Source organism: Haloarcula sp. NS06, from assembly GCF_051122755.1.
Taxonomy (GTDB): domain Archaea; phylum Halobacteriota; class Halobacteria; order Halobacteriales; family Haloarculaceae; genus Haloarcula.
Genome location: NZ_CP184844.1, coordinates 1,013,411 through 1,038,996, shown reverse-complemented (window position 1 = coordinate 1,038,996; position 25,586 = coordinate 1,013,411). Strand labels below are relative to the sequence as shown.

At 62.6% G+C, this 25,586-nt stretch carries 20 protein-coding genes, 1 tRNA gene and 1 pseudogene; 13 read left to right on the top strand and 9 right to left on the bottom strand.

Translation table 11 applies throughout. The features are described 5' to 3' along the window. Positions 1-13 precede the first annotated feature (13 nt). From ACODNH_RS09070 to ACODNH_RS09055, 4 genes are all read left to right on the top strand, one after another. On the top strand, positions 14-1,390 hold the full coding sequence (locus ACODNH_RS09070; RefSeq protein ID WP_306709525.1) for a PQQ-dependent sugar dehydrogenase: 1,377 nt from the start codon (positions 14-16) through the stop codon (positions 1,388-1,390). A 74-nt stretch (positions 1,391-1,464) separates the two neighbouring features. After that, entirely contained in the window at positions 1,465-2,043 is a 579-nt protein-coding gene (locus ACODNH_RS09065; protein WP_306709523.1) for a biotin transporter BioY, read from the top strand. Next, a complete protein-coding gene (locus ACODNH_RS09060) occupies positions 2,043-2,747 on the top strand; it encodes an energy-coupling factor ABC transporter ATP-binding protein (protein ID WP_306709521.1) in 705 nt (234 codons plus the stop codon). Before ACODNH_RS09065 ends, ACODNH_RS09060 begins: the two co-directional genes overlap by 1 nt. After that, positions 2,741-3,451: an energy-coupling factor transporter transmembrane component T family protein gene (locus tag ACODNH_RS09055; protein WP_306709519.1), complete on the top strand. Its 711-nt coding sequence runs from the start codon at positions 2,741-2,743 to the stop codon at positions 3,449-3,451. The genes ACODNH_RS09060 and ACODNH_RS09055 overlap by 7 nt, the downstream gene beginning before the upstream one ends. A 48-nt stretch (positions 3,452-3,499) precedes the next feature. Here ACODNH_RS09055 and ACODNH_RS09050 read toward each other — a convergent pair. The 3 genes and pseudogenes from ACODNH_RS09050 to ACODNH_RS09040 all read right to left on the bottom strand — a co-directional run bounded on the left by ACODNH_RS09050 (position 3,500) and on the right by ACODNH_RS09040 (position 8,805). Next, positions 3,500-6,597, bottom strand: a pseudogene (locus ACODNH_RS09050) (PAS domain S-box protein). Between the two features lie 153 nt (positions 6,598-6,750). Beyond that, the gene (locus ACODNH_RS09045) at positions 6,751-7,545 is read right to left on the bottom strand and encodes a DUF5781 family protein (RefSeq protein ID WP_306709516.1); all 795 of its coding nucleotides are present in this window, start codon (positions 7,543-7,545) and stop codon (positions 6,751-6,753) included. A gap of 66 nt (positions 7,546-7,611) precedes the next feature. After that, positions 7,612-8,805, bottom strand: a complete 1,194-nt coding sequence (locus tag ACODNH_RS09040; protein WP_306709514.1) for a trans-sulfuration enzyme family protein — start codon at positions 8,803-8,805, stop codon at positions 7,612-7,614. Positions 8,806-9,008: 203 nt separating this feature from the next. Between ACODNH_RS09040 and ACODNH_RS09035 the strand changes: the two genes are divergently transcribed. Beyond that, positions 9,009-11,195 (top strand): elongation factor EF-2, encoded by a 2,187-nt coding sequence (locus ACODNH_RS09035; RefSeq protein ID WP_058994061.1) that lies wholly within the window; start codon positions 9,009-9,011, stop codon positions 11,193-11,195. A 201-nt stretch (positions 11,196-11,396) separates the two neighbouring features. Here ACODNH_RS09035 and ACODNH_RS09030 read toward each other — a convergent pair whose 3' ends face one another. Next, complete coding sequence (locus ACODNH_RS09030; RefSeq protein WP_306710465.1) at positions 11,397-12,452, bottom strand: peptidase; 1,056 nt, start codon at positions 12,450-12,452, stop codon at positions 11,397-11,399. A gap of 153 nt (positions 12,453-12,605) precedes the next feature. Between ACODNH_RS09030 and ACODNH_RS09025 the strand changes: the two genes are divergently transcribed. From ACODNH_RS09025 to ACODNH_RS09000, 6 genes are all read left to right on the top strand, one after another. Further along, complete coding sequence (locus ACODNH_RS09025) at positions 12,606-12,827, top strand: hypothetical protein (RefSeq protein WP_306709510.1); 222 nt, start codon at positions 12,606-12,608, stop codon at positions 12,825-12,827. A gap of 79 nt (positions 12,828-12,906) precedes the next feature. Beyond that, a complete protein-coding gene (locus tag ACODNH_RS09020) occupies positions 12,907-13,440 on the top strand; it encodes an amino acid-binding protein (RefSeq protein WP_306709508.1) in 534 nt (177 codons plus the stop codon). Next, positions 13,437-14,381: a homoserine dehydrogenase gene (locus ACODNH_RS09015; protein ID WP_306709506.1), complete on the top strand. Its 945-nt coding sequence runs from the start codon at positions 13,437-13,439 to the stop codon at positions 14,379-14,381. The genes ACODNH_RS09020 and ACODNH_RS09015 overlap by 4 nt, the downstream gene beginning before the upstream one ends. Positions 14,382-14,655: 274 nt before the next feature. After that, on the top strand, positions 14,656-15,921 hold the full coding sequence (tuf, locus tag ACODNH_RS09010) for a translation elongation factor EF-1 subunit alpha (protein WP_005537153.1): 1,266 nt from the start codon (positions 14,656-14,658) through the stop codon (positions 15,919-15,921). 3 nt (positions 15,922-15,924) lie between these two features. Then, the gene (rpsJ, locus tag ACODNH_RS09005) at positions 15,925-16,236 is read left to right on the top strand and encodes a 30S ribosomal protein S10 (RefSeq protein ID WP_004590697.1); all 312 of its coding nucleotides are present in this window, start codon (positions 15,925-15,927) and stop codon (positions 16,234-16,236) included. A 138-nt stretch (positions 16,237-16,374) separates the two neighbouring features. After that, positions 16,375-16,446 (top strand) — tRNA-Ala (locus ACODNH_RS09000). 263 nt (positions 16,447-16,709) lie between these two features. Here ACODNH_RS09000 and ACODNH_RS08995 read toward each other — a convergent pair. The 4 genes from ACODNH_RS08995 to engB form a co-directional block, all read right to left on the bottom strand. Continuing rightward, positions 16,710-18,014 (bottom strand): cohesin domain-containing protein, encoded by a 1,305-nt coding sequence (locus ACODNH_RS08995; protein ID WP_306709501.1) that lies wholly within the window; start codon positions 18,012-18,014, stop codon positions 16,710-16,712. Continuing rightward, the gene (locus tag ACODNH_RS08990) at positions 18,011-19,858 is read right to left on the bottom strand and encodes a DNRLRE domain-containing protein (protein ID WP_306709499.1); all 1,848 of its coding nucleotides are present in this window, start codon (positions 19,856-19,858) and stop codon (positions 18,011-18,013) included. The genes ACODNH_RS08995 and ACODNH_RS08990 overlap by 4 nt, the downstream gene beginning before the upstream one ends. Positions 19,859-20,203: 345 nt before the next feature. Further along, on the bottom strand, positions 20,204-21,340 hold the full coding sequence (locus tag ACODNH_RS08985; RefSeq protein ID WP_306709497.1) for a hypothetical protein: 1,137 nt from the start codon (positions 21,338-21,340) through the stop codon (positions 20,204-20,206). A 249-nt stretch (positions 21,341-21,589) separates the two neighbouring features. Further along, on the bottom strand, positions 21,590-22,207 hold the full coding sequence (gene engB, locus ACODNH_RS08980; RefSeq protein ID WP_306709495.1) for a GTP-binding protein EngB: 618 nt from the start codon (positions 22,205-22,207) through the stop codon (positions 21,590-21,592). A gap of 147 nt (positions 22,208-22,354) precedes the next feature. Between engB and ACODNH_RS08975 the strand changes: the two genes are divergently transcribed. Together ACODNH_RS08975 and ACODNH_RS08970 are read left to right on the top strand one after the other, a co-directional pair. Then, a complete protein-coding gene (locus ACODNH_RS08975) occupies positions 22,355-23,635 on the top strand; it encodes a TIGR00341 family protein (RefSeq protein ID WP_306709493.1) in 1,281 nt (426 codons plus the stop codon). Positions 23,636-23,696: 61 nt separating this feature from the next. Then, a complete protein-coding gene (locus tag ACODNH_RS08970; protein WP_306709492.1) occupies positions 23,697-24,410 on the top strand; it encodes an SIMPL domain-containing protein in 714 nt (237 codons plus the stop codon). A 151-nt stretch (positions 24,411-24,561) separates the two neighbouring features. Here the strand turns inward: ACODNH_RS08970 and ACODNH_RS08965 are convergent, their stop codons facing one another. Next, entirely contained in the window at positions 24,562-25,557 is a 996-nt protein-coding gene (locus tag ACODNH_RS08965) for an NOG1 family protein (protein WP_005537191.1), read from the bottom strand. Between the last annotated feature and the right edge of the window lie 29 nt (positions 25,558-25,586).

Here is a 25,586-nt window from a genome sequence, read left to right as displayed (position 1 = left end):
GGCAGAGAAATCTATGCGAAACCCCTGCCGTGACGCCCGCTCCCGCCGCCAGTATCTCGCCGCGCTTGGCGGTATCGGAGCGACTGTACTGGCCGGCTGTCGCGGTGAGTCCGGGACACAGACGGAGCCCCCGGACCCGACGACTACAACGGCGGCAGGCCCGACCCGGGCGCTGGAGCGCTACGACGTATCCCTCAGCCACGAGCGTACCCAGTCTCCCGACACCGACTGGACGGCTCCGACCACGTCGCCGGCTGACACGCCGCTCGCCACCGAACCACTCATAGAAGACCTCGAAATCCCGTGGGACCTCTCGTTTGCCGCGGACGGAACGCTGTTTCTCACCGAACGGGTCGGACGCGTCCTCTCGTTCGTGGACGGCAGCGTTCGAACAGTCACTGAACCGGCCGAGGTCATCGACGCGGAATCAAGCGACGACAGCTGGTGGGTCACCGGCGGTGAGGGCGGCACGCTCGGCGTCGCCGCACACCCAACCTATCCCGATCCGCCGGTGGTGTACGTCTACTACACGACAATGACCGCCGACGACGTACGGGTCAATCGGGTCGTCGCGATGGACGTGTCGGCCGAGGACCCGGCTGCCACGGAGTCAGTCCTCATCGGCGACATTCCCGGGAGCAAGATACACAACGGCGGGCGGCTCACGTTCGGCCCCGAGAACTATCTCTGGATTACGACGGGGGACGCGGGCGACGGCGAACTGTCTGCCGACACCGACTCGCTCGGCGGGAAGGTCCTCCGCGTGACGCCTGCGGGCAACCCTGCGCCCGGGAACCCAAATCTGGGCGGAGACCCGCGGGTGTTCACCTACGGCCACCGGAACCCACAGGGACTGGCCTGGCTCCCCGACGGGACGCTCGTCGCCTCCGAGCACGGCCCGACCGGACGGGACGAACTCAACCGTCTCGAAGCTGGGGGCTACTACGGCTGGCCCGACACTCGCAAGCACGCGGAGTACCTCGATGCTGACCCCGAGGTCCGGCGGCCGCTCGCCAACACGGGCAACACTGGCGGGTGGGCACCCGCCGGCTCGCTGTTTTACACCGGCGATGCTGTGCCCTTGCTCCGGAACCGACTGCTCACCGGTGGCCTGAAGGGTCAGAAACTCCTCATGACGACGCTAACACCGGCCGGTGCGGACCTGCCACCGGGTGCCGACGCCGAGGTGTACGACGCGGACTGGACCGACGACGCCTACACCGCGACGACCCACTCTCTGCTGGCCGACGAACTCGGTCGGATTCGCCACGTTGAGCAGGGCCCAGACGGCGGGCTGTACCTCGTCACGTCGAACCGCGACGGGCGGGCTGGCGACGGATTCCCGCGAGAGCGTGACGACGTACTCGTGCGCGTCACGCCCGCCGAGTGAACGACGCGGGCGGCCAGCGGAAACGCGCTCCGTGAACCACTGGCTATATTTCAGTTGACGAGAGAGGGAGACCCATGGCAACAGAGCAATCTGTCGACCTCGTTGATGACGACACTGTGGGCTTGTTCACGAAGGCGGTGCTGCTCGCGGCGCTGACCGCGGCGCTCGCACAGATATCTATCCCGCTCCCGGGGACGCTACCGCCGTTCTCGCTACAGCCCTTCGGGATGTTCTTCGCCGGCCTGCTGTTGGGGCCGCTGTGGGGCGGCGTCGCCCTGCTGTTGTACGTGCTTGTCGGTATTGCCGGCGCTCCGGTATTCTCGAACGCGAACGCGGGTCTGGGCTACGTCATTGCCGGGCAGGGGACCGGCGGCTTCCTTGTTGGCTTCCTCGTCGGTGCGGTCGTTGCCGGCGCCATCGCGCACCGGAGCATAGCGCCGAAACCGGTCGTGAACCTCTCTGTCCCGGTGCAGGTCGTCGCGCTCACCGCGGCGGTTGCCGTCGTGTATGCTATCGGCATCCCGTGGATGTCATTCGTAACTGGCCTACCACTCACTCGCGCCGCCGCTGTGATGGCTCCGTATATCCCGCTTGACCTCCTGAAGCTCGGTATCGCGATCGCCATCGTGCAGGGTGGGTACCTCGGCGATTGATGATCGAGGTCAGCAACCTGCGCTATCGGTACGGCGATGTCGATGTCCTCGACGGGGTGACGCTGTCGATACCTGCTGGCCAGTACTGTCTGCTCGCCGGGCCCAATGGGAGCGGTAAGACGACGCTTGTCCGGCATTTCAACGCCTTACTGGCCCCCGACGCCGGAACGGTCACTGTCGACGGAACAGACGTGACGGACGACCCCGTCGTCGCCCGGACGCGCATCGGGATGGTGTTCCAGCACCCACGCGACCAGTTCGTCGCTGCGACCGTAGCGGCTGACGTGGCCTTCGGCCCGGAGAACCTCGGGCTCGACAGGACAGAGATCGACCGCCGGGTCGAGACGGCGCTCGACGCTGTCGACCTCGGTGGTGCCGCCGAGAGCCGTATCGACGCTCTCTCCGGCGGTGAGCAGGCCCGCGTCGCCATCGCCGGCGCACTCGCTATGGAGCCGGATTACCTCGTGCTCGACGAACCGCTCGTCGGACTCGACTGGCCGGCGAGGAAGTCAGTGCTTGACCACCTCGACGCGCTGGTCGCTGATGGCACGGGTGTCATCATCGTCACGCACGATCTCCGGGACCTCCACGAGCGGGCCGACCGCGTCGTCGCGCTGCACGAGGGGCAGGTCGTTCTCGATGCGTCGCCAGCCGAAGCGCTCGACACCCTCCCGGACCTCGGCATCCGAGACCCGCGATGTTGAGCTACCGACCCGGCACGACGTTTGCGCATCGGCTGGACCCACGGTCGAAGCTGCTGGTCCAGTTCGGGCTCGCTATTGCCGCGGTCGCTCACCCCACGCTCCCATGGCTTCTCGGGACGCTCGCATTCGCACTGGGTACCCTCGCGGCGGCGCGGCTCTCGCCACTGGCCGTTTTGCACTCGTATCGGGTCGTCCTCGCAGTGCTGGCGCTGGCCCCGTTCGTCGCCGGCGTGGCGCTTGGCCCACCGTGGTTTCGGATCGACCCGGCGCTCCGCTCTGCCTTGCACGTCGGGCGTGTCCTCCCGGTGTTGCTCGTCAGCGCCGCCTACCTCACGTCGACGCCGGTCCGGGACACGCGGGCGGCGGTCCAGCGTCTGATACCCGGGAAGCCCGGCCAGATTCTCGGCATCGGGATGGCGCTTGTCGTCCGGTTATTCCCGCTGGTGCTCGCTGACGTTCGAGAGGTGCGCGACGCGATCCACGCCCGTGGCGGCGAGGCCCGCCCGCTCCGGGACCGCGTTCGGCTGCTTGCCGTCCGGTCACTGGAACGGACGCTCGACCGCTCAGACCGGCTCTCGGTCGCCCTGCGGGCCCGCTGTTTCGCCTGGAACCCGACGCTTCCGCCGCTCACATTCGACCGTCGTGACTACCCGGTACTGGCCCTCGGCATCGCGCTGGCGGTGTCGCCGCTTGTCCCGGTCTAGCCAGTCGCTTGCGTACGACTGAGTACAACTGATGGCTTCGCTACGCTATTACTCCACGATATCGACACCGGTAATCTCGAACCGTGCGCCGCCCTCGCTACTCTCGTCGATAGTCACCGTCCAGTCGTGGGCATCGGCGATCTCCGCGACGATCCAGAGCCCAAATCCGGTTCCAGCGTCCGATGTCGAGTAGCCTGTTTCGAACACGCGTGACCGGTTTTCCTCGTCGATACCCTCGCCGTCGTCCTCGACATAGAAGCCATCGTCAAGTTCTCCGATGGTGACTGCCACGTCGTCGCTGCCGTGCTCCACGCTGTTACTGAACAGGTTCTCAAGCAGTTGTTCCAATCGACTCCTGTCGGCACGAACAACGGCGTCCGTCTCGACAGTGAGGTTGGCGTCGCTGGTTTCGACGTTGTGCCAGCACTGTTCGGCCGCGTCCGTGAGCGCCATTACGCCGCCGTCAACCGGCGACTGCTCATCGCGTGCGGTCGCGAGCAGGTCGTCGATGAGCGTTCGCATCCGTTCGAGCGCGTCACTGGCGTTGTCGAGGTGTTCGCTATCGTACTCCTGCTGGGCCAGTTCGATGCGCCCCTCGGCGACTGACAGCGGATTCCTGAGGTCGTGGCTGACGATGCTAGTGAACTCTTCGAGGCGTTCGTTCGTCTCTTCCAGTTCCTGCTCGCGGCGCTTACGCTCAGTGATGTCCCGGTCAATACCGATTGCTCGGACCGGTGTCCCGTCGCTGTCGGATTCGACGCGCCCCTTCGCCTCTATCCAGCGGACCTCGCCGTCACAGATGATCCGGAATTCGGCTTCATACGTCCCGCTTTCGGCTGCCGACTCAATGCGGGCCGCCACGTCTGCCTGGTCCTCTGGATGGACCAGCGGTAAAAACTCGTCCAGCGACTCGATGTCAGTGTCGTACAGTGTCTCGGACCCGGGGTAGTACGATAGGTCGCCGGACTCGAACTCGCGGTCCCAGACGACCGCATTGGTGGTCTCCAGCGCGATCTCCATCCGTTCGCGTGCACCCTCAAGTTCACGCTCCCGGAGCTTTCGGTCAGTGATATCCTGAACCGAGCCCCGGAGCTTGACAACGTCGCCGTTCTCGGTGACCGGTTCACACAGTGTTCGGACCCACCGGTACGTGTCGTCGTCCTCGATGCGCACCTCCATGTCGTACCCTTCGGTCGTTTCTATTGCTCGATGGAACTCAGCCATGATCGTTTCTCTGTCGTCGGGATGGTACAGATCGACGAGAGATTCGATGCTCATCTCCGCCTCCGGTGTCAAGCCGTGTAGTCGGTAGAACTCGCCTGTCGCCGTCAACTCCGGTGGGTCAGTCGTCACGTCTATCTCCCAGCCGCCGACACTCGCGATCCGCTGGGCCTGATCGAGAAGCTCCTTCGTCCGCGTAAGCTCCTGTTCACGTGCCTTCCGTTCGGTGATATCTCGGCCGATGCCGGCCAGCATCGGATTCCCGTCAGGGTCCTCGACACGGGTCGCCGTGAACTCGTGGGGAATCCGGTCCCCGGATTTCGCAACAAACGGTATCTCCACGCGGGTGGTTCCGCCCTCGAACACCGATTCGATAGCGGCCGCAACGAGGTCTCGATACTCCTCCGGGAAGAACTCGGTTCCGTGGGTCCCAGCTACTTCCGCGGCCGAGTAGCCGGTCACGTTCAGCAGACTCTCGTTCCAGCGCCGGAAGCGGCCGTCGCTGTCGAGGACGTAGAACACGTCGTCGATGGCATCCAGCATATCGTCCGTGTACTCTTTGTACCGCTCGAGGCGCTGCTCGCGCTGTTGGCGTTCGAGTTCATAGCTCACCCACTGCGTTGCGAGATGGACAAACGTCTTTTCTTCCTCCGTGAACGGTGTCTCGCGGTGCGCCCGGTCAACGAAACAGAGCGTCCCTGAATGTGCGTCACGGACACGGACCTCGCCGCTGATGTACGTCTCGTATTCCCAGCGTTCGTATGCCGGGTCCGAGGCCCACCCCTCTTCGGATGCCTCCGCGATTGCCATGATGCTCCCTGTATCGATCATCTTCCGGCAGTACGACTGTGACAGTGGCGTGACAGTTCCCGGCTTGAGTCGGTCATCGCTTCCGCTCGCATAGCGGATGGTGAACTCATCGCGGTCAATATCATTCGAGGACAGGAACGCGCTAGCGGTCCAAGACGCTCCCGGCCTAGGTCCAGGACTGCCTGTATCTTCTCTTCGAACGAGGCGTCGGCGTCGGCGCTGATCTCGTAGAGTGTCCGGAGCGTCTGGTTGTGCTCCGCGAGCTGGTTCTTTGTGGCTTCGAGCTCGCGCTCGCGGTTCCGCCGCTCGGTGATGTCACGAGCGAATCCGGCCACACGAACTATCTCACCGGCGTCGTTCGTGATCGGCTCGCCCTGTATCCAGACCCAGCGCTGATATTCTTCTGCTGCGTTGACACGGCATTCGACATCGGCCGACTCGCCATCCATGAGGCTCTGCATCGTGTCTTTCATCAGTTCACGGTCCTCGGGGTGGATCCCGTTCAGGAAGTCGTGGGGGTTCTCCCGGAGCTTGGCAACTGACCGGCCCCAGATATCCTCGTAGGCGGAGTTGATCACGAGCAGTTCACTCAGGTCGGCGGTGAACTCCCAGAGGATATCATGAGTCGCCTCAGTGAGTTCACGGACGCGGCGTTCTGACTCGGCGGCCTGTCGCTTCGCGCGGTACTCAGAGACCGCGTTTTCGATGCGGTTGGCCAGCAGTTCGTACACCTCGACACCGAACGACTTCTGTAGATAGTCGGTTACACCCATCGAGATGGCTTCGCTGGCTACCTCTTCACTCCCTTTGCCGGTGAACAGAATGAACGGTAGATCCGGGTTTGTCTCCCGAATCGAATCGAGCAGTTCGACGCCGTTCATCTTCGGCATATCGTAGTCGGAGACGACAGCGTCGAATCCCTTCTGGGCGAGCCGGTCAAGCCCGTCTCGTGCGCTGGTCGCGGTTTCGACGGAGATTCGATCGTCCGCGGCCTCTAGGGAATCCGCTGCGACGGCCACGAAGTCGGGATCGTCGTCGATGTGTAATACCCGGATCCGTTCGCCGACGACATCGGTTTCGCCGTCGAGATGCCGGCCGCGAAGCGCCTCAGTCATAGTCAACTAGTTCACAAGTCCACGCAAAAACAGTTCTGCCGGCTAATCTACATTCGCGCATGAGCGAAGCCTGCAGTCGACGGCAACGAGGCCATCGCCTGCGTGTGACAACACCGATCGTCAGTGAATCAGACAGCACTAGCGCATTCGGCTTCAGTCTGCTGCGCGGCCGCCGCCGCCAGCGTACGCGCGAGTCACGTCGACGAGCGCCTTCCGAAACTCGGACTCGTCCGGCTCGGGCGCGAGTGCTGCGAAGTGGTGCTTGAACTCCGCGAGGTCGATCGATTCGGCGTCTTGGGCCGCGGCGTGGGCGAGGTCGTACAGCCGGTGGTCCGTCTCGACTAGGTCGTGGCGCTCACACAGCGCAAGGGCGAACGCCGCGTTGACGGCTGTGATATCCGGGTCTGCAGCTGGTGTCAGCCGTGCGGCCGGTTCGCCTAGATGTCGCACTCGAGTCGGCGATGCCGAGCGGTCCCATGTCGGTGGGTCGTCGGGCCGGTCCGCGACGGCAGCCGCGAGGCTGGCTTCCAGAAACGGCACCAGTTTGTCGCCGGGCACCACCGGCATCCAGATGTCGTCGGCGTAGACGTCTTTCATGTGGTTGGCGATCTGGTAACAGTGCGTGAGCTTTCGCTGTTCGACCGAGCGCCCCGCCAATGCGAGGTAGATGGCTTCCCGCGTCGATTGTGTGTGTGACGGATGTCCGCGTTCGTGGTGGTGCATGTGCGCGTATTCGTGTAACGCCAGTTCGCGGGCCATCGCGCTCGTCGCGGCTTGACGGGAGATTGTCAGCCTGTGAGCGTCATCGCTGTGGCTGACGCGGGTACGCTCGTCAGGGTCCTCCCGGACCCGGACAGTCACTGGTCGTTTCAGGTCGTGTTCCGTCGAGAAGAGGTCCCTCGCTCCGAGAAACGGTTCGGCCGGCCCACCCTGCACGTGCACATCCATGTGTCACATTCTCATGGGCCACAGAGCTATTAATCCACGGGTGGGGGCAGGGTTCGCACGCAGTGCTCAGGACTCAAGCGCCGCGAAACCGCGCTCCAGGTCGGCCCGGAGGTCCTCGACGTCCTCGATCCCCACCGAAAGGCGGATGAGCGTATCAGAGATGCCGAGATCGTTCCGTGCCGCCGGTGAGAGCGGTTCGTGCGTCATCGCCGCCGGAAGCTCCGCCAGACTTTCGACGCCGCCAAGGCTGACTGCCAGCGTCACCGTCTCTAACGCTTCGAGGAAGCGCTTTGCGTCGGCCATGTCTCCGGTCAGTTCGAACGAGAGCACGCCGCCAAAGCCCTGCATCTGCTCGCGAGCGAGGTCGTGCTGCGGGTGGATCTCTAACCCCGGGTAGTGGACTGTCTCGACGCGTTCGTGGTCCTCGAGGTACTGCGCGAGGGCCATGGCGTTGTTCTCGTGGCGAGTCATCCGGACGCCCAGCGTTTTGATGCCCCGCGAGATGAGATAGCTGTCGAACGGGGCGAGCATATTCCCGAGCGCGATCTGCTGGCGGAACTCGACCCGCTCGGCGACCTCGGGGTCGTCGGTAATCAGCGCGCCGCCGACAGCATCGCTGTGGCCGTTGAGGTACTTCGTTGTGCTGTGGACCACGAGGTCTGCACCGAGTGACAGTGGCTGTTGGAAGTACGGACTTGCGAAAGTGTTGTCGACGCCGACCGTCGCGTCGTAGTCGGCAGCGACGGCCGCAATCGCGTCGATGTCACACAGTCTGATACCCGGGTTCGTCGGAGTCTCGACCCAGACTAGTTCTGTTGCCGGTGTCATCGCGGCCGCTACAGCGTCGACATCGGTCGCATCGACGAACTCCACGTCGACCCCAAGCTGATCCCGGAACAGCGTTTCGAACATTCGCCGCGTGCCCGCGTACAGGTCATCAAACGCAACGACGTGGTCACCCGGCTCGACCAGTGAGAACACTGCTGTCGCAACGGCTGCCGTCCCCGAGCTGAACGCATAGGCCCGATCTCCGCCCTCGAGCGCGGCTAACTCCTGTTCGAGGCCGTGTCGGGTCGGGTTCGACAGTCGCGAGTAGAGGAACTCTCCTTCCCCCGGGTCGATGTCCTCTAGAGAAAGGTCCGTGTCGAGCCCGGCCAGTTCGTAGGTCGAGGAGAGGTGTATCGGGAGCGTGACATCCCCTACTGCTGACGCCGTCTCAGTATCGACTGCGACCGTGTCTATGTGTGGCTGTCGAGTCATACGCTCCCGTCCGCTGGCTGGCGCTAATACCTTTGCAATCATTACTCATCTGCCTGCAAATAATTATAATCGCTGAGCATACGCCTTTAGCTATCGACGGGTCGGAATGCCAGACCATGCCACGCGAACGGCCGAATTTCGAGCGGTCACGGCCGTAGTGAAACACTATCCTTTTGACCCTGCTGTTGATAGAAAGCTGTATAATGGGCCGACGTAAGAAAATCGTCCAAGAATGTGAGACACTGATGGACGATCCGGAGCACATCCGGAACATCGCCATCGCTGCTCACGTCGATCACGGAAAGACGACACTGACAGACAATCTGCTGGCTGGTGCCGGCATGATTTCCGACGACACCGCCGGCGAACAGCTGGCGATGGACACCGAAGAAGACGAACAGGAACGTGGGATCACCATCGACGCGGCTAACGTTTCGATGACCCACGAGTACGAGGACCAGAACCACCTCATCAATCTTATCGACACCCCCGGCCACGTCGACTTCGGTGGCGACGTGACCCGTGCGATGCGTGCCGTCGACGGCGCGCTGGTGGTCGTCGACGCCGTCGAGGGCGCGATGCCCCAGACCGAGACGGTGCTCCGGCAGGCGCTCCGTGAGGGCGTCAAGCCGACGCTGTTCATCAACAAGGTCGACCGCCTGATCTCCGAACTTCAGGAAGGCCCCGAAGAGATGCAGAAGCGCCTGCTCGCGGTCATCCAGGACGTTAACGACCTTATCCGCGGCATGACCGAGGAGATGGACGACATCGAGGACTGGACGGTCTCTGTCGAGGAAGGGACTGTCGGCTTCGGCTCCGCGCTGTACAAGTGGGGTGTCTCGATGCCGTCGATGCAGCGCACCGGCATGGACTTCGGCGAAATCATGGAGCTTGAGCGCAACGACAACCGCCAAGAACTCCACGAGCGTACGCCGCTGTCCGACGTGGTGCTCGACATGGTGTGTGAGCACTTCCCCAACCCTGTCGACGCCCAGCCGATGCGCGTTCCGCGTATCTGGCGTGGCGACGCCGAATCCCAGCTCGCCGAGGACATGGCGATGGTCAACGAGGACGGCGAAGTCGTCCTGATGGTTACTGACATCGGTGTCGACCCTCACGCCGGCGAGATCGCCGCCGGTCGTGTCTTCTCCGGCACGCTGGAGAAGGGTCAGGAGCTGTACGTCTCCGGAACCGCGGGCAAGAACCGGATCCAGAGCGTCGGTATCTACATGGGTGGCGAGCGCGAGGAAGTCGAGCACGTTCCCGCCGGGAATATCGCCGCCGTCACGGGCCTCAAGGACGCCATCGCTGGCTCCACTGTCTCAAGCGAAGAGATGACGCCGTTCGAGTCCATCGAGCACATCTCGGAGCCGGTCATCACGAAGTCCGTCGAGGCACAGAACATGGACGACCTGCCGAAGCTCATCGAGACGCTCCAACAGGTCGCGAAGGAAGACCCGACCATCCAGGTCGAAATTAACGAGGACACCGGCGAGCACCTCATCTCCGGCCAGGGTGAGCTTCACCTGGAAGTCATCGGTCAGCGTATCGAGCGCAACCAGGGCATCCCGATCAACACCGGTGAGCCGATTGTTGTCTACCGCGAGGCCCCGCAGGAAGACAGCCGCGAAGTCGAAGGTCGGTCGCCGAACAACCACAACCGCTTCTACATCAGCATCGAGCCGCTCGGCGAGGACATCGTCGAGACAATCAAGATGGGCGAAGCGTCGATGGACATGCCAGAACTGGAGCGCCGTGAAGCGCTGCAGGAGGCCGGCATGGACAAGGACGACTCCCAGAATATCGAGCACATCCACGGGACCAACATCCTGCTCGACGAGACGAAGGGTATCCAGCACCTCAACGAGACGATGGAGCTCGTCATCGAAGGTCTCGAAGAAGCCCTCGACGACGGGCCGCTCGCGTCCGAGCCGGTACAGGGGTCGCTCATCCGTCTCCACGACGCTCGCCTCCACGAGGACGCCATCCACCGCGGTCCGGCCCAGGTTATCCCGGCTGTCCGCGAGGCCGTGCACAACTCCCTCATTGACGCCAGTATCAAGCTGCTGGAGCCGATTCAGCAGGTCCGCATCGACGTGCCCAACGACCACATGGGCGCTGCGAGCGGCGAGATTCAGGGCCGCCGTGGCCGCGTCGACGACATGTACCAGGAAGGCGACCTGATGGTCGTCGAAGGCGTCGCCCCAGTTGACGAGATGATCGGCTTCTCCTCGGACATCCGCTCCGCCACTGAGGGCCGTGCCTCCTGGAACACCGAGAACGCTGGCTTCCAGGTCCTTGCCGACAACCTTCAGCCTGACAAGATCAGCGAGATCCGCGAGCGCAAGGGGATGAAGCAGGAACTGAACCCGGCCATCGACTACTTCTAAGTACCTTTTTACGTCACCCCCTCTCCTCGCGCGCTCATAGAGCGCGCTGCGGGGAGCGGGTTCGTAAAAATCCACGCTAAAAACGACCTCCGAGTCGCGTTCTACGAACGCGCTCGGAGTGAAACCGCGCTCCCTCCGCTCGCGCGGTATGCGTGTCACCTCCGCTCCGTCTGATTTTGTTGCGTTCGAACTTGTCTTCCGCTACTGTGCTTCTGTCTGCGCCCGCAATCGGTCTATTCGGTTCCCTAGCGGCGGCGATTTCGAGAGCGGGTTCGCGAGTCGCCGTCGGGGCGGCTCCATGTCGTGGATGTCGGCGTACCGTTCGAGGGCATCTGCGACGGTATCCGGGCCAACGCGCTCGGCCGCGTAGTCGTCGGCTGTCCGGACACCGCGGCGAGTGACCCATTGACTGACGACGATGAGTCCGAGACTCACACCGACGAGGGGCCACAGCGGGCCGATGTCGGCCAGTGCCACGAACACCGGGACCAGCGCGATGAGCAGGCCGCCGATGAGTCGAGCACGCACACGGGCCTCCTGACGGCCAGCCTGAACTGCGAGCAGGGCCGTTGCCATCTCGTTGTCAAACGCGTCGAGGAACGTGCTCGTCACGAACAGGCGACGGTAGCCTGGGGCTCCGCGGACAATCACGTTCGCGGTTCCTTCCTGCTCTGTATCCAACACCCGAACGTCGCGGACGGTCAGTCCCGCGCGCTCTCTGAGTCGGTCTAGTGTTTCCGCTGTCTGGTCGTCCGGATCATCTACCGACCGCACTAGCGGGATGAACCACGGGGAAATGATCTGTACGCCGACACCGAAAGCGGCAACGAGAGCCAACAGTGCAACTGACGACAGTCCGGACTCAAGCGGTGCGACGACGACAGTCACCAGCAGAGTGATTCCAAGGATGTACCGACCCATCCGGATGACCGCCTGACTGGTCGAGAGTTTGATATCCCGAACGCTGCGGATGCCCGGGACAGCCGGCGCGTAGGCAGCCAGCCCGACGATGCCAGCGGCGAGCAGTTCGGCGAACGTCGCCAGCACCGCTCCAACGACTCCGGTCTGTCCGCCGGCAATCAAATGGCCGAGTCCGAATAACAGAAAGATGACGTACGACAGCAGCGTGAACGGGAGAACGATGCCGAGGAACAACTGCCGGTATCTAGCGACGGGATTCGAGAGTCGTTGTGCGACTGCACTCCCGAGTGCACCGATGCCCGCTCCGATGACGGCGAAAAGCCCGAAGACGAGCAACGCTCCGCCTATCGACACTGATGCAGTTTGGAGGGCGTACACATGCGAATCGCTCTGTCCTTAGGCAAAAAAACGTAGCGTTCAGGTGTCTGTGTCCGTCACGAGTACCGGCTGTGCCCCACGTTTAGGTCTACTGGCGTTGAACGGCTTGACATGAGTGACCGCTTGCATCAGATTGTGGACCTTCTCGTGGCTGCTGTCATCGCCGGTACGTCGACGCTCATCTGGAGTTTCGTCCTCCCGACGGGGCTGGCGTTGACACTTGCGGGAATGTTCGCAGCGATGTACTACTTCTCACGTAACCCCTGGGGATCGACTCGCGGCGAGGCGTACAACGAGTGGATCGACGACCTGTACGACCGCTTTCTGCCCTGAGACCAAACGAACGGTTTCTTATACGTGCCCCTGCTGAGTCATCCACAATGAGCCGAGATACTCAGGAGGTGAGCGGGCGATGAGCGACTCGACCGACGAGGTACGGTCCTACACAGTTCGGCTGGAACTGGTCGACGAACCGGGCGAACTGCTGCGGGCGCTCGAGCCCATCGCCAACAACGGCGGGAACCTCCTCTCTATCTTCCACGAGCGGGGGAACGTGACCCCGCGGGGACACATCCCCGTGGAGGTCGACCTGGAGGCGTCCCCCGATCGGTTCGACGGAATCGTCGATGCACTCCGGGACGCGGGCATCAACGTCATTCAGGCCGGGGCCGAGCAGTACAGCGAGGCGCTGACGATCATTCTTACCGGCCACCTCGTCAACACCGACCTCTCTGATACGCTCTCGCGGATTCACAAATCGACGGACGCGACCGTAACCGATCTCTCGCTGTCGGCACCCGAGGGCACGGACGATGCCTCCAGCGCGCGCATCCGACTGGCGACGGAGGAAGGGGCGGTCGATGAGACGATGGCCGCCATTCGTGCTGTTGCTGACGAGAAGGGACTCCACGTCATCGAACCGCTCGCCGCGGGAGGTGAGGCATGAGACTCGCCGTTATCGGAGCCGGCGCCGTCGGCTCCTCTGTCGCCGAACTGGCGAGCGATCACGGCCACTCGGTCACCGCGTTCGCTGACTCCAGTAGCGCCGTCGTCGATAGCGCCGGTATCGACACTGCTGCAGTGCTTGACCGGAAGCGAACCGACGGCGTGGTCGGGAACGATGCACCCGAGGACGCGCTTTCGGCCGAGTACGACGTGCTTGTCGAGGCGACGCCGACGACGCTCGGTGACGCCGAACCCGGCTTCGGCCATATCCAAGCCGCGCTCGAGCGGGACCGCCACGCTGTGCTGGCGAACAAAGGTCCGGTCGCCGAGCGGTACGCCGACGTTCGTGCGCTGGAACGCGAAAGCGAGGGGAACGTGCTGTTCGAGGCGACTGTCGGTGGTGCGATGCCGGTCCTCTCGACCATCGATGACTTTGACCCGAGCCATATCACTGCCGTCCGCGGGGTGCTCAACGGCACGGCGAACTTCATCCTCTCGCGGATGGCGACCGAGGGCCTCGATTACGAGCACGTCCTCGCGGAAGCGCAGGATCTGGGCGTCGCCGAGGCCGACCCGACCTTCGATGTGGATGGGACTGACGCAGCGCTGAAAGGCGTCATCATCGCGAACGTCCTGTCAGACGATGAAACGGAGTACACGCTCGACGACGCTGAAGTGACTGGGATTCAGGAAATCTCCGGCAGCGCGCTCGAACTCGCGCGGGCGGACGGTCGGACCGTCCGGCTTATCGCCGAGGTCGTTCAAGGATCCGTCCGTGTCGGCCCGCGGCTCGTTCCGGACAACGCGCCGCTTGCCGTCTCCGGGACCCGGAATATTGCCCAGCTAGAGACTGAACACGCCGGCCAGCTCAACATCTCCGGCCGCGGTGCTGGCGGGCCGGAGACGGCGAGCGCGGTACTCGCTGATATCGGTCGACTGTAACGGGATAGCAGAATTTCCAGCGCGACCACATTGCCCTCTGCATTCGCAGTCTTTCACAGCTACTAGTCTGCTTGCCACTCCAAAAGACAGTAATTCGGCTGTGACTGCTGGTATCGGTCGTTTCTCTGCCCAAGCTATCAGGTGCCACACTACCATGCCATGGAGTGCCGAATCGCAAGAAAGCGACGGCCTGACGCTTACACGCTTTCGAAATCGTTTTATGAACCACCAGCTAATAAACCCGATACAGCGCCTCTGCGCGTGAGAGATAACAATGAGCGACGAACAACACCAGAACCTGGCCATTATCGGCCACGTCGACCACGGGAAGAGCACGCTCGTCGGCCGACTCCTGTACGAGACAGGATCGGTACCGGAGCACGTCATCGAACAGCACAAGGAAGAAGCCGAGGAGAAGGGCAAGGGCGGCTTCGAGTTCGCCTACGTCATGGATAACCTCGCCGAAGAGCGTGAGCGTGGTGTCACCATCGACATCGCCCACCAGGAATTCAGCACTGACGCCTACGATTTCACCATCGTGGACTGTCCTGGTCACCGCGACTTCGTGAAGAACATGATTACCGGCGCGTCCCAGGCAGACAACGCTGTCCTGGTCGTCGCCGCCGACGACGGTGTCCAGCCGCAGACTCAGGAGCACGTGTTCCTGGCCCGCACCCTGGGCATCGGCGAACTCGTCGTCGGTGTCAACAAGATGGACCTCGTCGACTACGGCGAGTCTGAGTACAAGCAGGTCGTCGAAGAGGTCAAGGATCTCCTCACGCAGGTCCGCTTCGACCCTGACAACGCCAAGTTCATTCCGCTCTCGGCGTTCGAAGGCGACAATGTCGCCGAGGAATCCGAGAACACGGACTGGTACGACGGCGAAATCCTGCTGGAAGCACTCAACAACCTGCCGGCTCCGGAGCCGCCGACGGACGCGCCGCTCCGACTGCCGATTCAGGACGTCTACACCATCTCCGGTATCGGGACGGTCCCGGTTGGCCGTGTCGAGACGGGTATCCTGAACACCGGCGACAACGTCAGCTTCCAGCCGTCTGATGTCTCCGGTGAAGTGAAGACCGTCGAGATGCACCACGAGGAAGTCCCGAAGGCCGAGCCCGGTGACAACGTCGGGTTCAACGTCCGTGGCGTCGGCAAGGACGACATCCGACGCGGTGACGTCTGTGGTCCGGCTGACGACCCGCCATCGGTCGCCGAGACCTTCCAGGCCCAGATCGTCGTGATGCAGCACCCGTCCGTCATCACCGAGGGTTACACGCCGGTCTTCCACGCTCACACGGCACAGGTCGCCTGTACCGTCGAGTCCATCGACAAGAAGATCGACCCGTCCTCCGGTGAGGTCGCCGAGGAGAACCCCGACTTCATCCAGAACGGGGACGCCGCCGTCGTGACGGTCCGCCCACAGAAGCCACTCAGCATCGAGCCGTCCTCCGAGATCCCGGAGCTCGGATCGTTCGCTATCCGCGACATGGGTCAGACCATCGCCGCCGGCAAAGTCCTCAGCGTCAACGAGCGATAACGTATGTCCCAGCAGGCACGCGTTCGGCTCGCGGGCACAAGCCCCGAGGACCTTGACGACATCTGCGCGGACGTGCGGGAGATAGCGAACAAGACCGGTGTCGAACTCTCCGGTCCGGTTCCGCTCCCAACCAAGACGCTGGAGGTTCCCAGCCGCAAATCCCCCGACGGTGAGGGGACTGCGACGTGGGAACACTGGGAGATGCGCGTCCACAAGCGGCTCATCGATATCGACGCCGACGAACGGGCACTGCGCCAACTGATGCGCATCCAGGTTCCCAACGACGTCTCCATCGAGATCGTCCTCGAGGACTGATCCCCGAGGGCTGTCGCTTCGCGACAGCGTCGGTGTGCCACCCGTCCGAACCGCTGGCCGGGACAGTGTGAATCGCTATCGAAGGCCGCTCTCACGCGCAGGGTTTTTATAACTCCGCGTTCGAGTGGCAGACCACGCGGGCTCGTAGATCAGTGGCAGATCGCTTCCTTCGCAAGGAAGAGGCCCCGGGTTCAAATCCCGGCGAGTCCATACCAGATTTTCGTCATGTAGAATTCGATGGAGCAGCGACAGCGTCACACTTGGCGTACTGCGAACTTCGAGCTGATCACATATCGTTGCTGTTGCGGGTACGCGGCCCTCTCACCCTATCTGCATGGTCGTCTGGTATTTTCTCGTAGGAATGTTCTCCGCAAAAACCGGCTGTCGTAACACCCGCTTCCGGGCTGAGCTTTTCACCGTGTAGACTGTGGTCGAAACGACTGGCTATCTGTAGCCGTGGCGGCCGTCGTGAGTCACTGCTTCCCGTCCCGTCGATGGCCGAGCCAGCCAAGCAATAGCGATAGCGAGACGACAACGGCGGTGAGACTGAAGCCGGGGCCAGAGCCGTCCGTTGTTGCCGTCTGCGTATCCGAAACGGGCGTTGTCGTGCTGGTCCCGGTGTCCGAGGCTGTCGTCTGTGCAGCAGTCTGCGATGCGGTGGCCGTCTCGGTGTCGGTTACAGTGGCCGACGCTGTCGAACCTGGCGTCGATGATACGGTCCTAGCTGCTGTCTCAGTCATGGTCTCGTTTCCGGCTGAATTCGTCGTCCCATTCGTAGTACTGTTTGCCGCTCGAACGGTTACGTTACCCACACTGGTTGTGTTGAGTTTCACGGCGTGGACACCAGATGTATTGAACCGGACTGTGAGGTTCACCTGCCGCTGTTCTCCGTCCGGGACCTCAACGCTCGCATTCCTCCCAGTCACTGTTCCGTTATCATAGATACGCGCTTCGAACGTCCCGTCCCTGTCACCGGCATTCTCGATGGTTCCGGACACCATGACCGACTGTTCAGGCGCGACCGATGTTCTGTTGAGCGACGTGTTTATGACTGAGAACGATGGTTCAGGTGGGGAGACAGCACCGCCTCCGCCCCCACTGTCGTTGTCATCATCATCGTCGCTATCGCTGCTACCGCCGTCGTTGCTGCTATCAGACCCGTCAGTACCGTTTCCATCTTCGCCGCCATCAGTGTCGGTCACTGCTTCCGTAGCCGTTGCCGTGTCCGTTTCTGACGGTGTCGCGGTGTCTGTCGGAGTCGCCGAACCATTGTCGACACGTAGCTCAATACTGTTGAACGCTTCAGGTGCGACAGTCTCGCCGTCGCTGTTCGACAGTTTCGTGTCCGCTTCGACGAAGGCGAGCTGTGTAGTCCCGGTCGCATCCGCCGGGACTGTGAGGGTGATTTCGGCGAGAACTGGGTCGTCTGTCTCCTCGGACCGAAGCTGGTTGAACGCGACCCAGCCGGCCTCGTTGTTCACGTTCGTGACGGGGCTGTCAAAGTCGTCGCTGCCGGCAACGCTGTCAATCTCCGCGATGGTGGGGTCAAACGTGACGTTGGTCTGGTAGCCACGCACTGCTGTTGTGTTGGCCCAGACCCGCACGGTGACTGTTTCACCGGGCGCAACGGAGATCGCGTCGTCGGGCGCTCCCGAAACTGTGTCACCGAGCGAAATCGCGCTTGCAGATCCCGGTGCCAGTGTGGCGACCGCCACCGGGAGCGTTCCGACTACGACCGTCAGGGCAACGGCGATAACAAGCGTTCGGCTGGCTCTCATTGGTCCCCTCCCGCCAAGTTCTGGGCGGCAACGGCATCGCCGATGTCGACATCACCGTCGCCGTCGATGTCTGCCGCATCCCGGTCGATATCACTGTCCTCGCCGGCGACCGACCGCTGGATCCGGTCTACGTCGCCAGTGTCAACGTCACCGTCGCCGTCGGCATCGCCGGCCACGGTTTCTCCGGGGGTGTAGCTGACGGTCAGCGTTGGTGGTCTGTCGCTGTCGGCGCTCTGGATATCCCAGCCGTCGCTTCCGAGCGGACGAAACACCCATCCTGCGTTCTGTGCACCGTTTGCCCATGCCTCCACACTCGCTGTCACATCAATCGAAGTCTCACCTGTCTCTACCGCATCGGTTCGTGTGACCGCATCGGCGACGGCCTGGGACCCGTCCGCCTGGATGCCGCCGTCCAGCGACGCCCACGTTGAATCGGCGCTCCAGTCTGTTCGCAGTCGGTGGACGGCTGCGCCATCACCCTTGTCCGATGTTTCCAGCGCTACAGTGGCCTGTTTCACGTCCGATCCGGGCGGTATCTGCCCGCCGTCTGTACCGATGATACCATCGAACCGGAGGAGTGCCTGCGTGCTACTGCCCGAGCCCTCCGGGCCGCCGCCGCTGATAGACAGCGTCTCAGCAGTGCTGTAGCTCGCCTCTGGATCGGCAGCGCGTATCACCGTGTCAGTCGTCCCGCTGTAGCCATCGGTCCGTTGCTGGAATGTCGCCGTCGGTCCGTCTGGCGTCTCGGGTGTTGCCGTTGGTTCCGGTGTCTTGGACGACGAACCGAACCGGGCGTCAAAGTCGAGGTCGAACCCGAACTGCGAGTCGTCGTCGGTCTGTTCCTCGTCTGTGCTCGGCGAGGATGTCCGGACCTGGATCCGGTCCGGGGCGTCAGAACCGTCCCCCGGACGGAACTCGATGCGGCGAAGCAGACCATGCCCGCCGTCGTTTCGGAACTGGTAGTTCGCAAGCAGCTCGTACACTGCTGTGCCGTCGCCGTTTGTCGACACCTGATGGGCCTCCCCGCCGCTCTTGCCCGCCCCATCGTGCCAGTGGCCACAGAGAATCATGAATATCTGACCGTTTGGGGAGACGAGGTCTTCCCAGACGGTCTGACCCGTATTGCCGACCTCGCTCGCTTCCTGCAACTCTCGGGTCCGTCGCTGTGGCTCGTCGCGGAGATACGAGTGCGTCGTAAGTATCGTTGCCCGGTTCGGATACTGGTCGAGGACGCTCTGAGCCCAGCCCAGCGTTGTCGACGGGTCGCCCACCGTTCCCGGCGGCTCCCACTCTAAGGCGAGATGGAGGAAGTCGTAGCCGCCGGCAGAAAACAGTTGGTAGGTGCTGAGGTTGTCTCGATCTTCGTCGCCGTTGGTCGGGCCTGCCCCGCCGAACCAGTCCCGGCCATCGTACCGCGACGGGCCGAAATACTCCCGATACTTGGCAATAGAGGAATTCCGGTCCCACAGTGTCGCGTAGTCGTGATTACCCGTCACGGTAGCGTATGGGACCACTCCATCGAGCGTGGACATGGCCGCATCCATGTACTGCCACTCCGCGTCGTCGTCGCCGTGGTCGACCACATCGCCTTCGTGGCTGACGAACGCGATGTTCTCCGCGTCCGCGTTGTCGGCGATCCACTGCGTCTGATCCTTGGCGTAGGGCGTCCCCTCTTTGGCGTACACCTGCGTGTCCGGCAGTGCGACAACCGTCCAGTAGTCTGACTGCTGGCCGGTGCTGACAGTGGTTCCCAGCGCGGTGAGACTCACGCCAGCACCGATGCCTTTGAGCACCCTTCGTCTGGTCGTCGTGGCCGACCGTTCGAACCTGTCGCTATTGTCCATACGCACACCCGGCACAGATCCTGCGGTGAGTCAGGGTGCAACCCGACTGCTTCCTTATGATCCATCCGTTGTCTCGCCCGCCACGATGGGACTCTCGCGTCTGCCATCGGTCGGCCGTCTCGGCATATAATCGATACATTGCTAGGCTCTCGAACACAGACCCGTTCGCTGAACGGCGATTAGTTATTGCTCGGTTACTGCGAGTATGCCGTTGCTTTTCGGTGCTATCACAACGGGAACGCTTTGTCGCAACTATCCATCTACTCATAGCCGGGGGGTTCAATGTCACTCTCAGGTTATGTCGCGGTTTCATTCCGTTTTCACGACGCATATACGATACTCGGCTCAATCCATGGCCTGTATCACACGCGGGGAGTCAAGCGACTCGACGGCCTCAACGATGGCGGTGTCGAGATTGTGGTCGCCCCAGTCCCGTTTCCGGGGGATGTATGCGCGGTAGGTCGCGACGTCGTCGAACAGTTCCCGGAACGTCGCTCGCTCCTGTTTGACGACCGCATCGAGGGCGGCGACCATCGAACCGTCATCAACGAGTGAATCGTAGGCGTGGAAGTATTCCCTGAGTCGTCCATCCCATTCGAAGTTACAGATAGACGATGTGGCCGACATCGCGGTGTCGGTCGAGATGCCTTCCACAGTGATTGTGTCAGCGTTTGGTGCGGCCTGGAGGAACACGACGTTGTCGACCGTCGATTGCTCAACGTGCTCCGAACGGGGATACAGGTCTGAGATATTCGTGAAATCCCGGCTGTCGTCGCCGAGAAACGTCTCGTTCAGGAAGTTGAGTACCGTTTCCGGGAACGAACCGGCTCTATCGACTCGTTCGTCGATAAACCCGTGGAGTTCACTGCGTAGTCGGTCCCGCTCTGTGTCGTGCTGTCGTTTTATTTCGGGGAACGACTCGATATTGAACGGCTGGAGGTTCACACCGAGCGGGTAGCCGACAGCCGTGCCGTCCGCGCCGACCCAGAGCCGGTCATCGGAGAGGAAGTCCGCACCCTCGCGCAACAGCGACAGCAACGTGTTGGTCTTGCCGGCTCCGCGCCAGGCCGGGAATAGCGTCGTCTGGCCGTTGAGTCGTACGCCTGACGCGTGTATCAGTGCCTGCTGTCGCGCAGCCCGCTGCTGTCGGATACGGAACTCGACCGGATAGATGGAGTAAAACGGCTCAAAACCGCGTGTCACTCGAATGTGTTGCCAGCCCGGCGTGACCGCGATGAAGTCCGCCCCGTTTCGGATGACGAACTCATCGCCAGTCCAAGCGTAATGGTCGTCGGGGTCACCGAGAACGACCTCCGCGTGGACCTCGTCTGTCGTCTCCTCAATGACGATGTCGGGGTCGTTCGCGGGCGTGTCGGTCTCGAACTGATCGTACATCTTCCGATACTGCCGGCTCGTCCGCCCACCGTCCCCGAGAACAGTCACGACAACGTCGCCAAAGAAGTCATACGAGCGTTGGTTCATAGCCACCTCGATAGATGCTGGCCCGGCGTCGGACCGAGATAGACAATCATCTGACTCATCGTGCTCGTCTGTACGCGACTACTGCATATTGTTATATATACGACAAGATGCCATGGTTCACTTCTAATGAATAATTAGTGCTTGAAAGTCGCACATATGTTCTGGGACAAAGCATGATGGCAAACGCCGGTGTCCTGCTGTCACGCGGTGGATTTTCGGGTAAGGCTGGGTTATGAACGGTTTAGCCGCTTAAAAGAACTGAAACAGGTCGTCCCGCTGGGCCTCATGGAGGTGGTGTCGGACGGTCTCGTTCAGCGGCTCGGTGGTGCCGCGCTTTGCGCTGATCGGTGCGATAGTTTCCTGCCACTGCTGCCACGGCGGGTGCAATCCGAGCCGATCACAGAGTTCATTCAACCGCTCATCCTTCTCGTCGACCTTGTCCATCTTGTTGACGGCGACGACCGGTTCGACGCCAACCTCCCGGAGGAAATGGAACATCTCCACGTCGTGTGGAATCTCGTCGGGGCCGGAGTGGCGGTCGATGATGTCGATGACCGACTTGCCGTCCACGACGAGAATACCGACGAGAATATGCTCGGCATTTCGCTCGACGTACTGAACCACGTCGGTCTTGATTTCCTCACGGACATCTTCGGGGACGCCTTTCATGTACCCGAAGCCGGGGAGGTCACTGATAACGAAGTCGGCGCTGGCCCAGTCGAAGTGGTTTGGCGAACGCGTGACGCCGGGCCGCTGGCCCGTGTCGAACGTGTGGCCCGTTATCTCGCGCATCAACGTCGATTTCCCGACGTTTGACCGACCAATGAGCACCACCTCGGCGTCCCGGTCTGGTCGTGATTCGAACATACCCCGTATACTCCGCCAGCGGGGAAAAGCGCGTCCGTTTTGCAGAGACCGACAGTGTCCGGATTCACGACCGCGTTTCCCGCTTGCTCTGTACCTGCGACCCACCGACTAGCCGCCTTTTTATTGTCGGCGGTCCCAGCCGGAGCCGTGCGGCTGGTACAGCTACTGATTCCGACCGGGAAGCGCGATGCCGTCTTGGGCGTGCTGACCGAGGAGGGCATCGACTACGTGCTTACCGACGAGACGAGCGGTCGGGAGTTCACCGCTGTCGTCACCTTCCCAGTCCCGACCAACGCGCTTGAACCAGTCCTCGAAGAGCTGCGGGATGTCGGTATCAGCGACGACGGCTATACTGTCATCGTGGACGCGAACACTGTCATCTCTAGCCAGTTCGAGGAGCTAGAGGAGACGTACGCTGAGGAGGAAGACGAGGACCGTATCGCCCGGGAAGAGCTCACATCGAAAGCGAAGGACCTCGCCCCCTCACTGTCGAACTACGCGCTCATGACCATCATCAGCGCGATTATCGCGACTGCCGGGCTCCTGCTCGATTCCCCGGCTGTCGTCGTCGGTTCGATGGTGATCGCGCCGCTCATCGGGCCGGCGATGACTGCCAACGTCGGGACCGTCGTCGACGACAACGAGATGTTCGCCCGTGGCGTCAAACTCCAGGCTATCGGGCTCGGACTTGCCGTCGCAAGCGCGACTGCCTTCGCCCTGCTCGTCCGGTACGCCAACGTCATTCCGCCGCTCGCCGACGTGACCTCGGTCGGCCAGATACGCGAGCGGGTCGCGCCCGACTTCCTCTCGCTTATCGTCGCACTCGGTGCTGGTGCGGCCGGCGTTGTCAGCCTCACCAGCGGCGTCTCGACGGCACTCGTCGGCGTCATGATTGCCGTCGCACTCATCCCGCCGGCGGCTACGGTCGGCATCGGCATAGCCTGGGGCCAGCCGCTCGTCAGTCTCGGGTCTGCCGTGCTTTTGCTGGTGAACGTCCTCTCGATCAACCTCGCAGTGCTCGTCGGACTCTGGTATCAGGGCTACCGCCCGGAACACTGGTTTCAGGAGAGCAACGCGCGGTCGGCGACCGTCAAACGCATCGGCGTCCTCGCCGTCTCGATACTCGTCCTGTCGGCGTTTCTGGGCGGCGTGACGCTGGACTCCTACCAGCGAGCGACGACGGAGTCGGACATCCGCGAGGGCATTGAGGGGAGCGTCGACCCGCCGGCGAGTGTCCTGTCGGTCGAAGTCGAGTCGACGAACACTGCCATTTTCCAGCGGCCGCGCCGCGTCGTTGTCACCGTCGGTCTGCCGCCGGATGCGGAGCAACCACTGCTTGCCGACCAGATCGATATCGCGGCTGACGACGCGGCCGGCCGAGACGTTGCGACGGAAGTTCACTATGTCACTGTTGAACGGAACGGCTGACGCTCAAAACCGACTTTGAGCGTTCGACGGCATAAATACCGCTGGGTGTGTCGGAGATGATATGGTATCACGACCACTCGCAATCGCTGGTGTGCTGACATTGCTCGTCGCCGGTGGCGTTGGATTCGCACTCGCGGATACTGGAACCGTCGCACCGTCAACGAATTCGACCGTGAGCGTCAACGCCGATGCGACCGTCGAACGCGCGCCCGACCGTGCAACTGTCACCGTCGCCGCCGTGGGCCGCGGTGAGACCGCCGAAGCGGCGCGCAACAACCTCAGCGGCGACGCTGACGCCATCACGTCGGCGCTGGAAGCCGAGGGCGCAGACGTGACCTCCTCTCGGTTCCAGATCCGCCCCGAGTACGAGGAGAGTCGAGAGGGTCGCGAACAGGTGGGCTACGTGGCGATCCACACCGTCGAGGCCGAAACGAGCAACGTTTCGACTGCCGGGACACTCATCGATGCCGCAGTCGACGCCGGCGCGGATCGTGTCGAGGGCGTGCGCTACTCACTGAGCGAGGAGACGCGACAGGACGCCCGTGAAGAAGCCCTGACGACCGCTATGGACAACGCTCGGACGGACGCCGAAGTCGTCGCCGCTGCGGAGGATCGATCCGTCGGTGACGCTGTCACGGTCCAGACCAGCGACCACGGCCGCCCCGTCGTGTACGCGGAAGCGATGGCTGCCAGTGATGCCGGCGGACGCACGAACATCCAGCCCGGCGATGTCACTGTCGACGCCTCCGTTAGTGTCACGTACGAACTAGAATAAGCCGTTCTTACTCACCACTGCGGCTTCTGCTTGGCCGTTTTTACACGTCATCTTCCGATGACGACAGCCTCGCGACGGCAACCGTACCCTCGTGGGTCGCTGCGCTCCCCGCTCGGCGTTTTCGAGACGCCTCCCGATGGTCGGCGTCTCGCTACTCGTCAAACGGCAGTTCGAGTTCGTAGTCCACCGCGTCGATAGCGGCCTGCAACACGCCGTCGACGTTGTCGTCTTCGGTGACGCTCATGTAGTGGTCGGCCTCCACGTCCGTCGAGAGGTCGCTCTTGTTTGCGATGGTCAGCACCGGCACGTCGAAGCGCGCTTCGATGGCGTTTCGCAGTTCCAGCTGGTCCGCGAGCGGATAGCCACACTCGCCACTCGGGTCGATGAATACAAGGACTGCGTCGGCGAGGTGTTCAAGCGCGCTCACAGCCTGTGACTCGATCTCGTTGCGGTCCTCCGGTGGCCGGTCGAGCAGGCCGGGTGTGTCGACGAGCTGGTAGCGGATGCGCTGGTCCTCGAAGTGACCGACGCGGATCTGCGTCGTGGTAAACGGATACGAAGCGATCTCGTTGTCGGCCCGCGTAACGCGGTTGACGAACGACGACTTGCCGACGTTGGGGTAGCCGGCGACGACGATAGCTGGCTCGTCCGGGCGGATGTCGGGGATGTCTTTGAGGGCGTTGTGTGCGGTCGAGACGGCGGCGAGGTCGTCTTCGACTTCCTCGACGACGTCGGCGATACGGGCGAAGGCCTGCTTGCGGAGCTTCCGGGCGGTGTCGATATCGCCGCGGGCGACGCGGCTCTCGTACTCCTGGCGGATCTCGACGACCTTGTCGGCGGCCCACGAGATCTCCGAAAGGTGCTGTTTCAGCGCGTCGATACCGGGGTCGTCGTCCGCGGGGTAGGCCTCGCCGACAACGGCGTCGGCGAGTTCGACGTAGAAGGGGTCGAGGTCGTCAATCGTCGGCCACGCGGTCACCACGTTCTCCATGTTGTCGGAGGCGATGTTCGACGCCGTCATCAGCATCGACTGCTGGGCTTCGTTCCCGTCCTTGGCCCCGCCGGCGCGTGACGCCCGCGAGAAGGCTTTGTCCACGAGCTCCTCGGCAGTGGGCGTCGTCGGCAGACCCTCGAAGGGATGGCTCATAGGTTCCGTTGACGGCCGGAGCGTAAAAG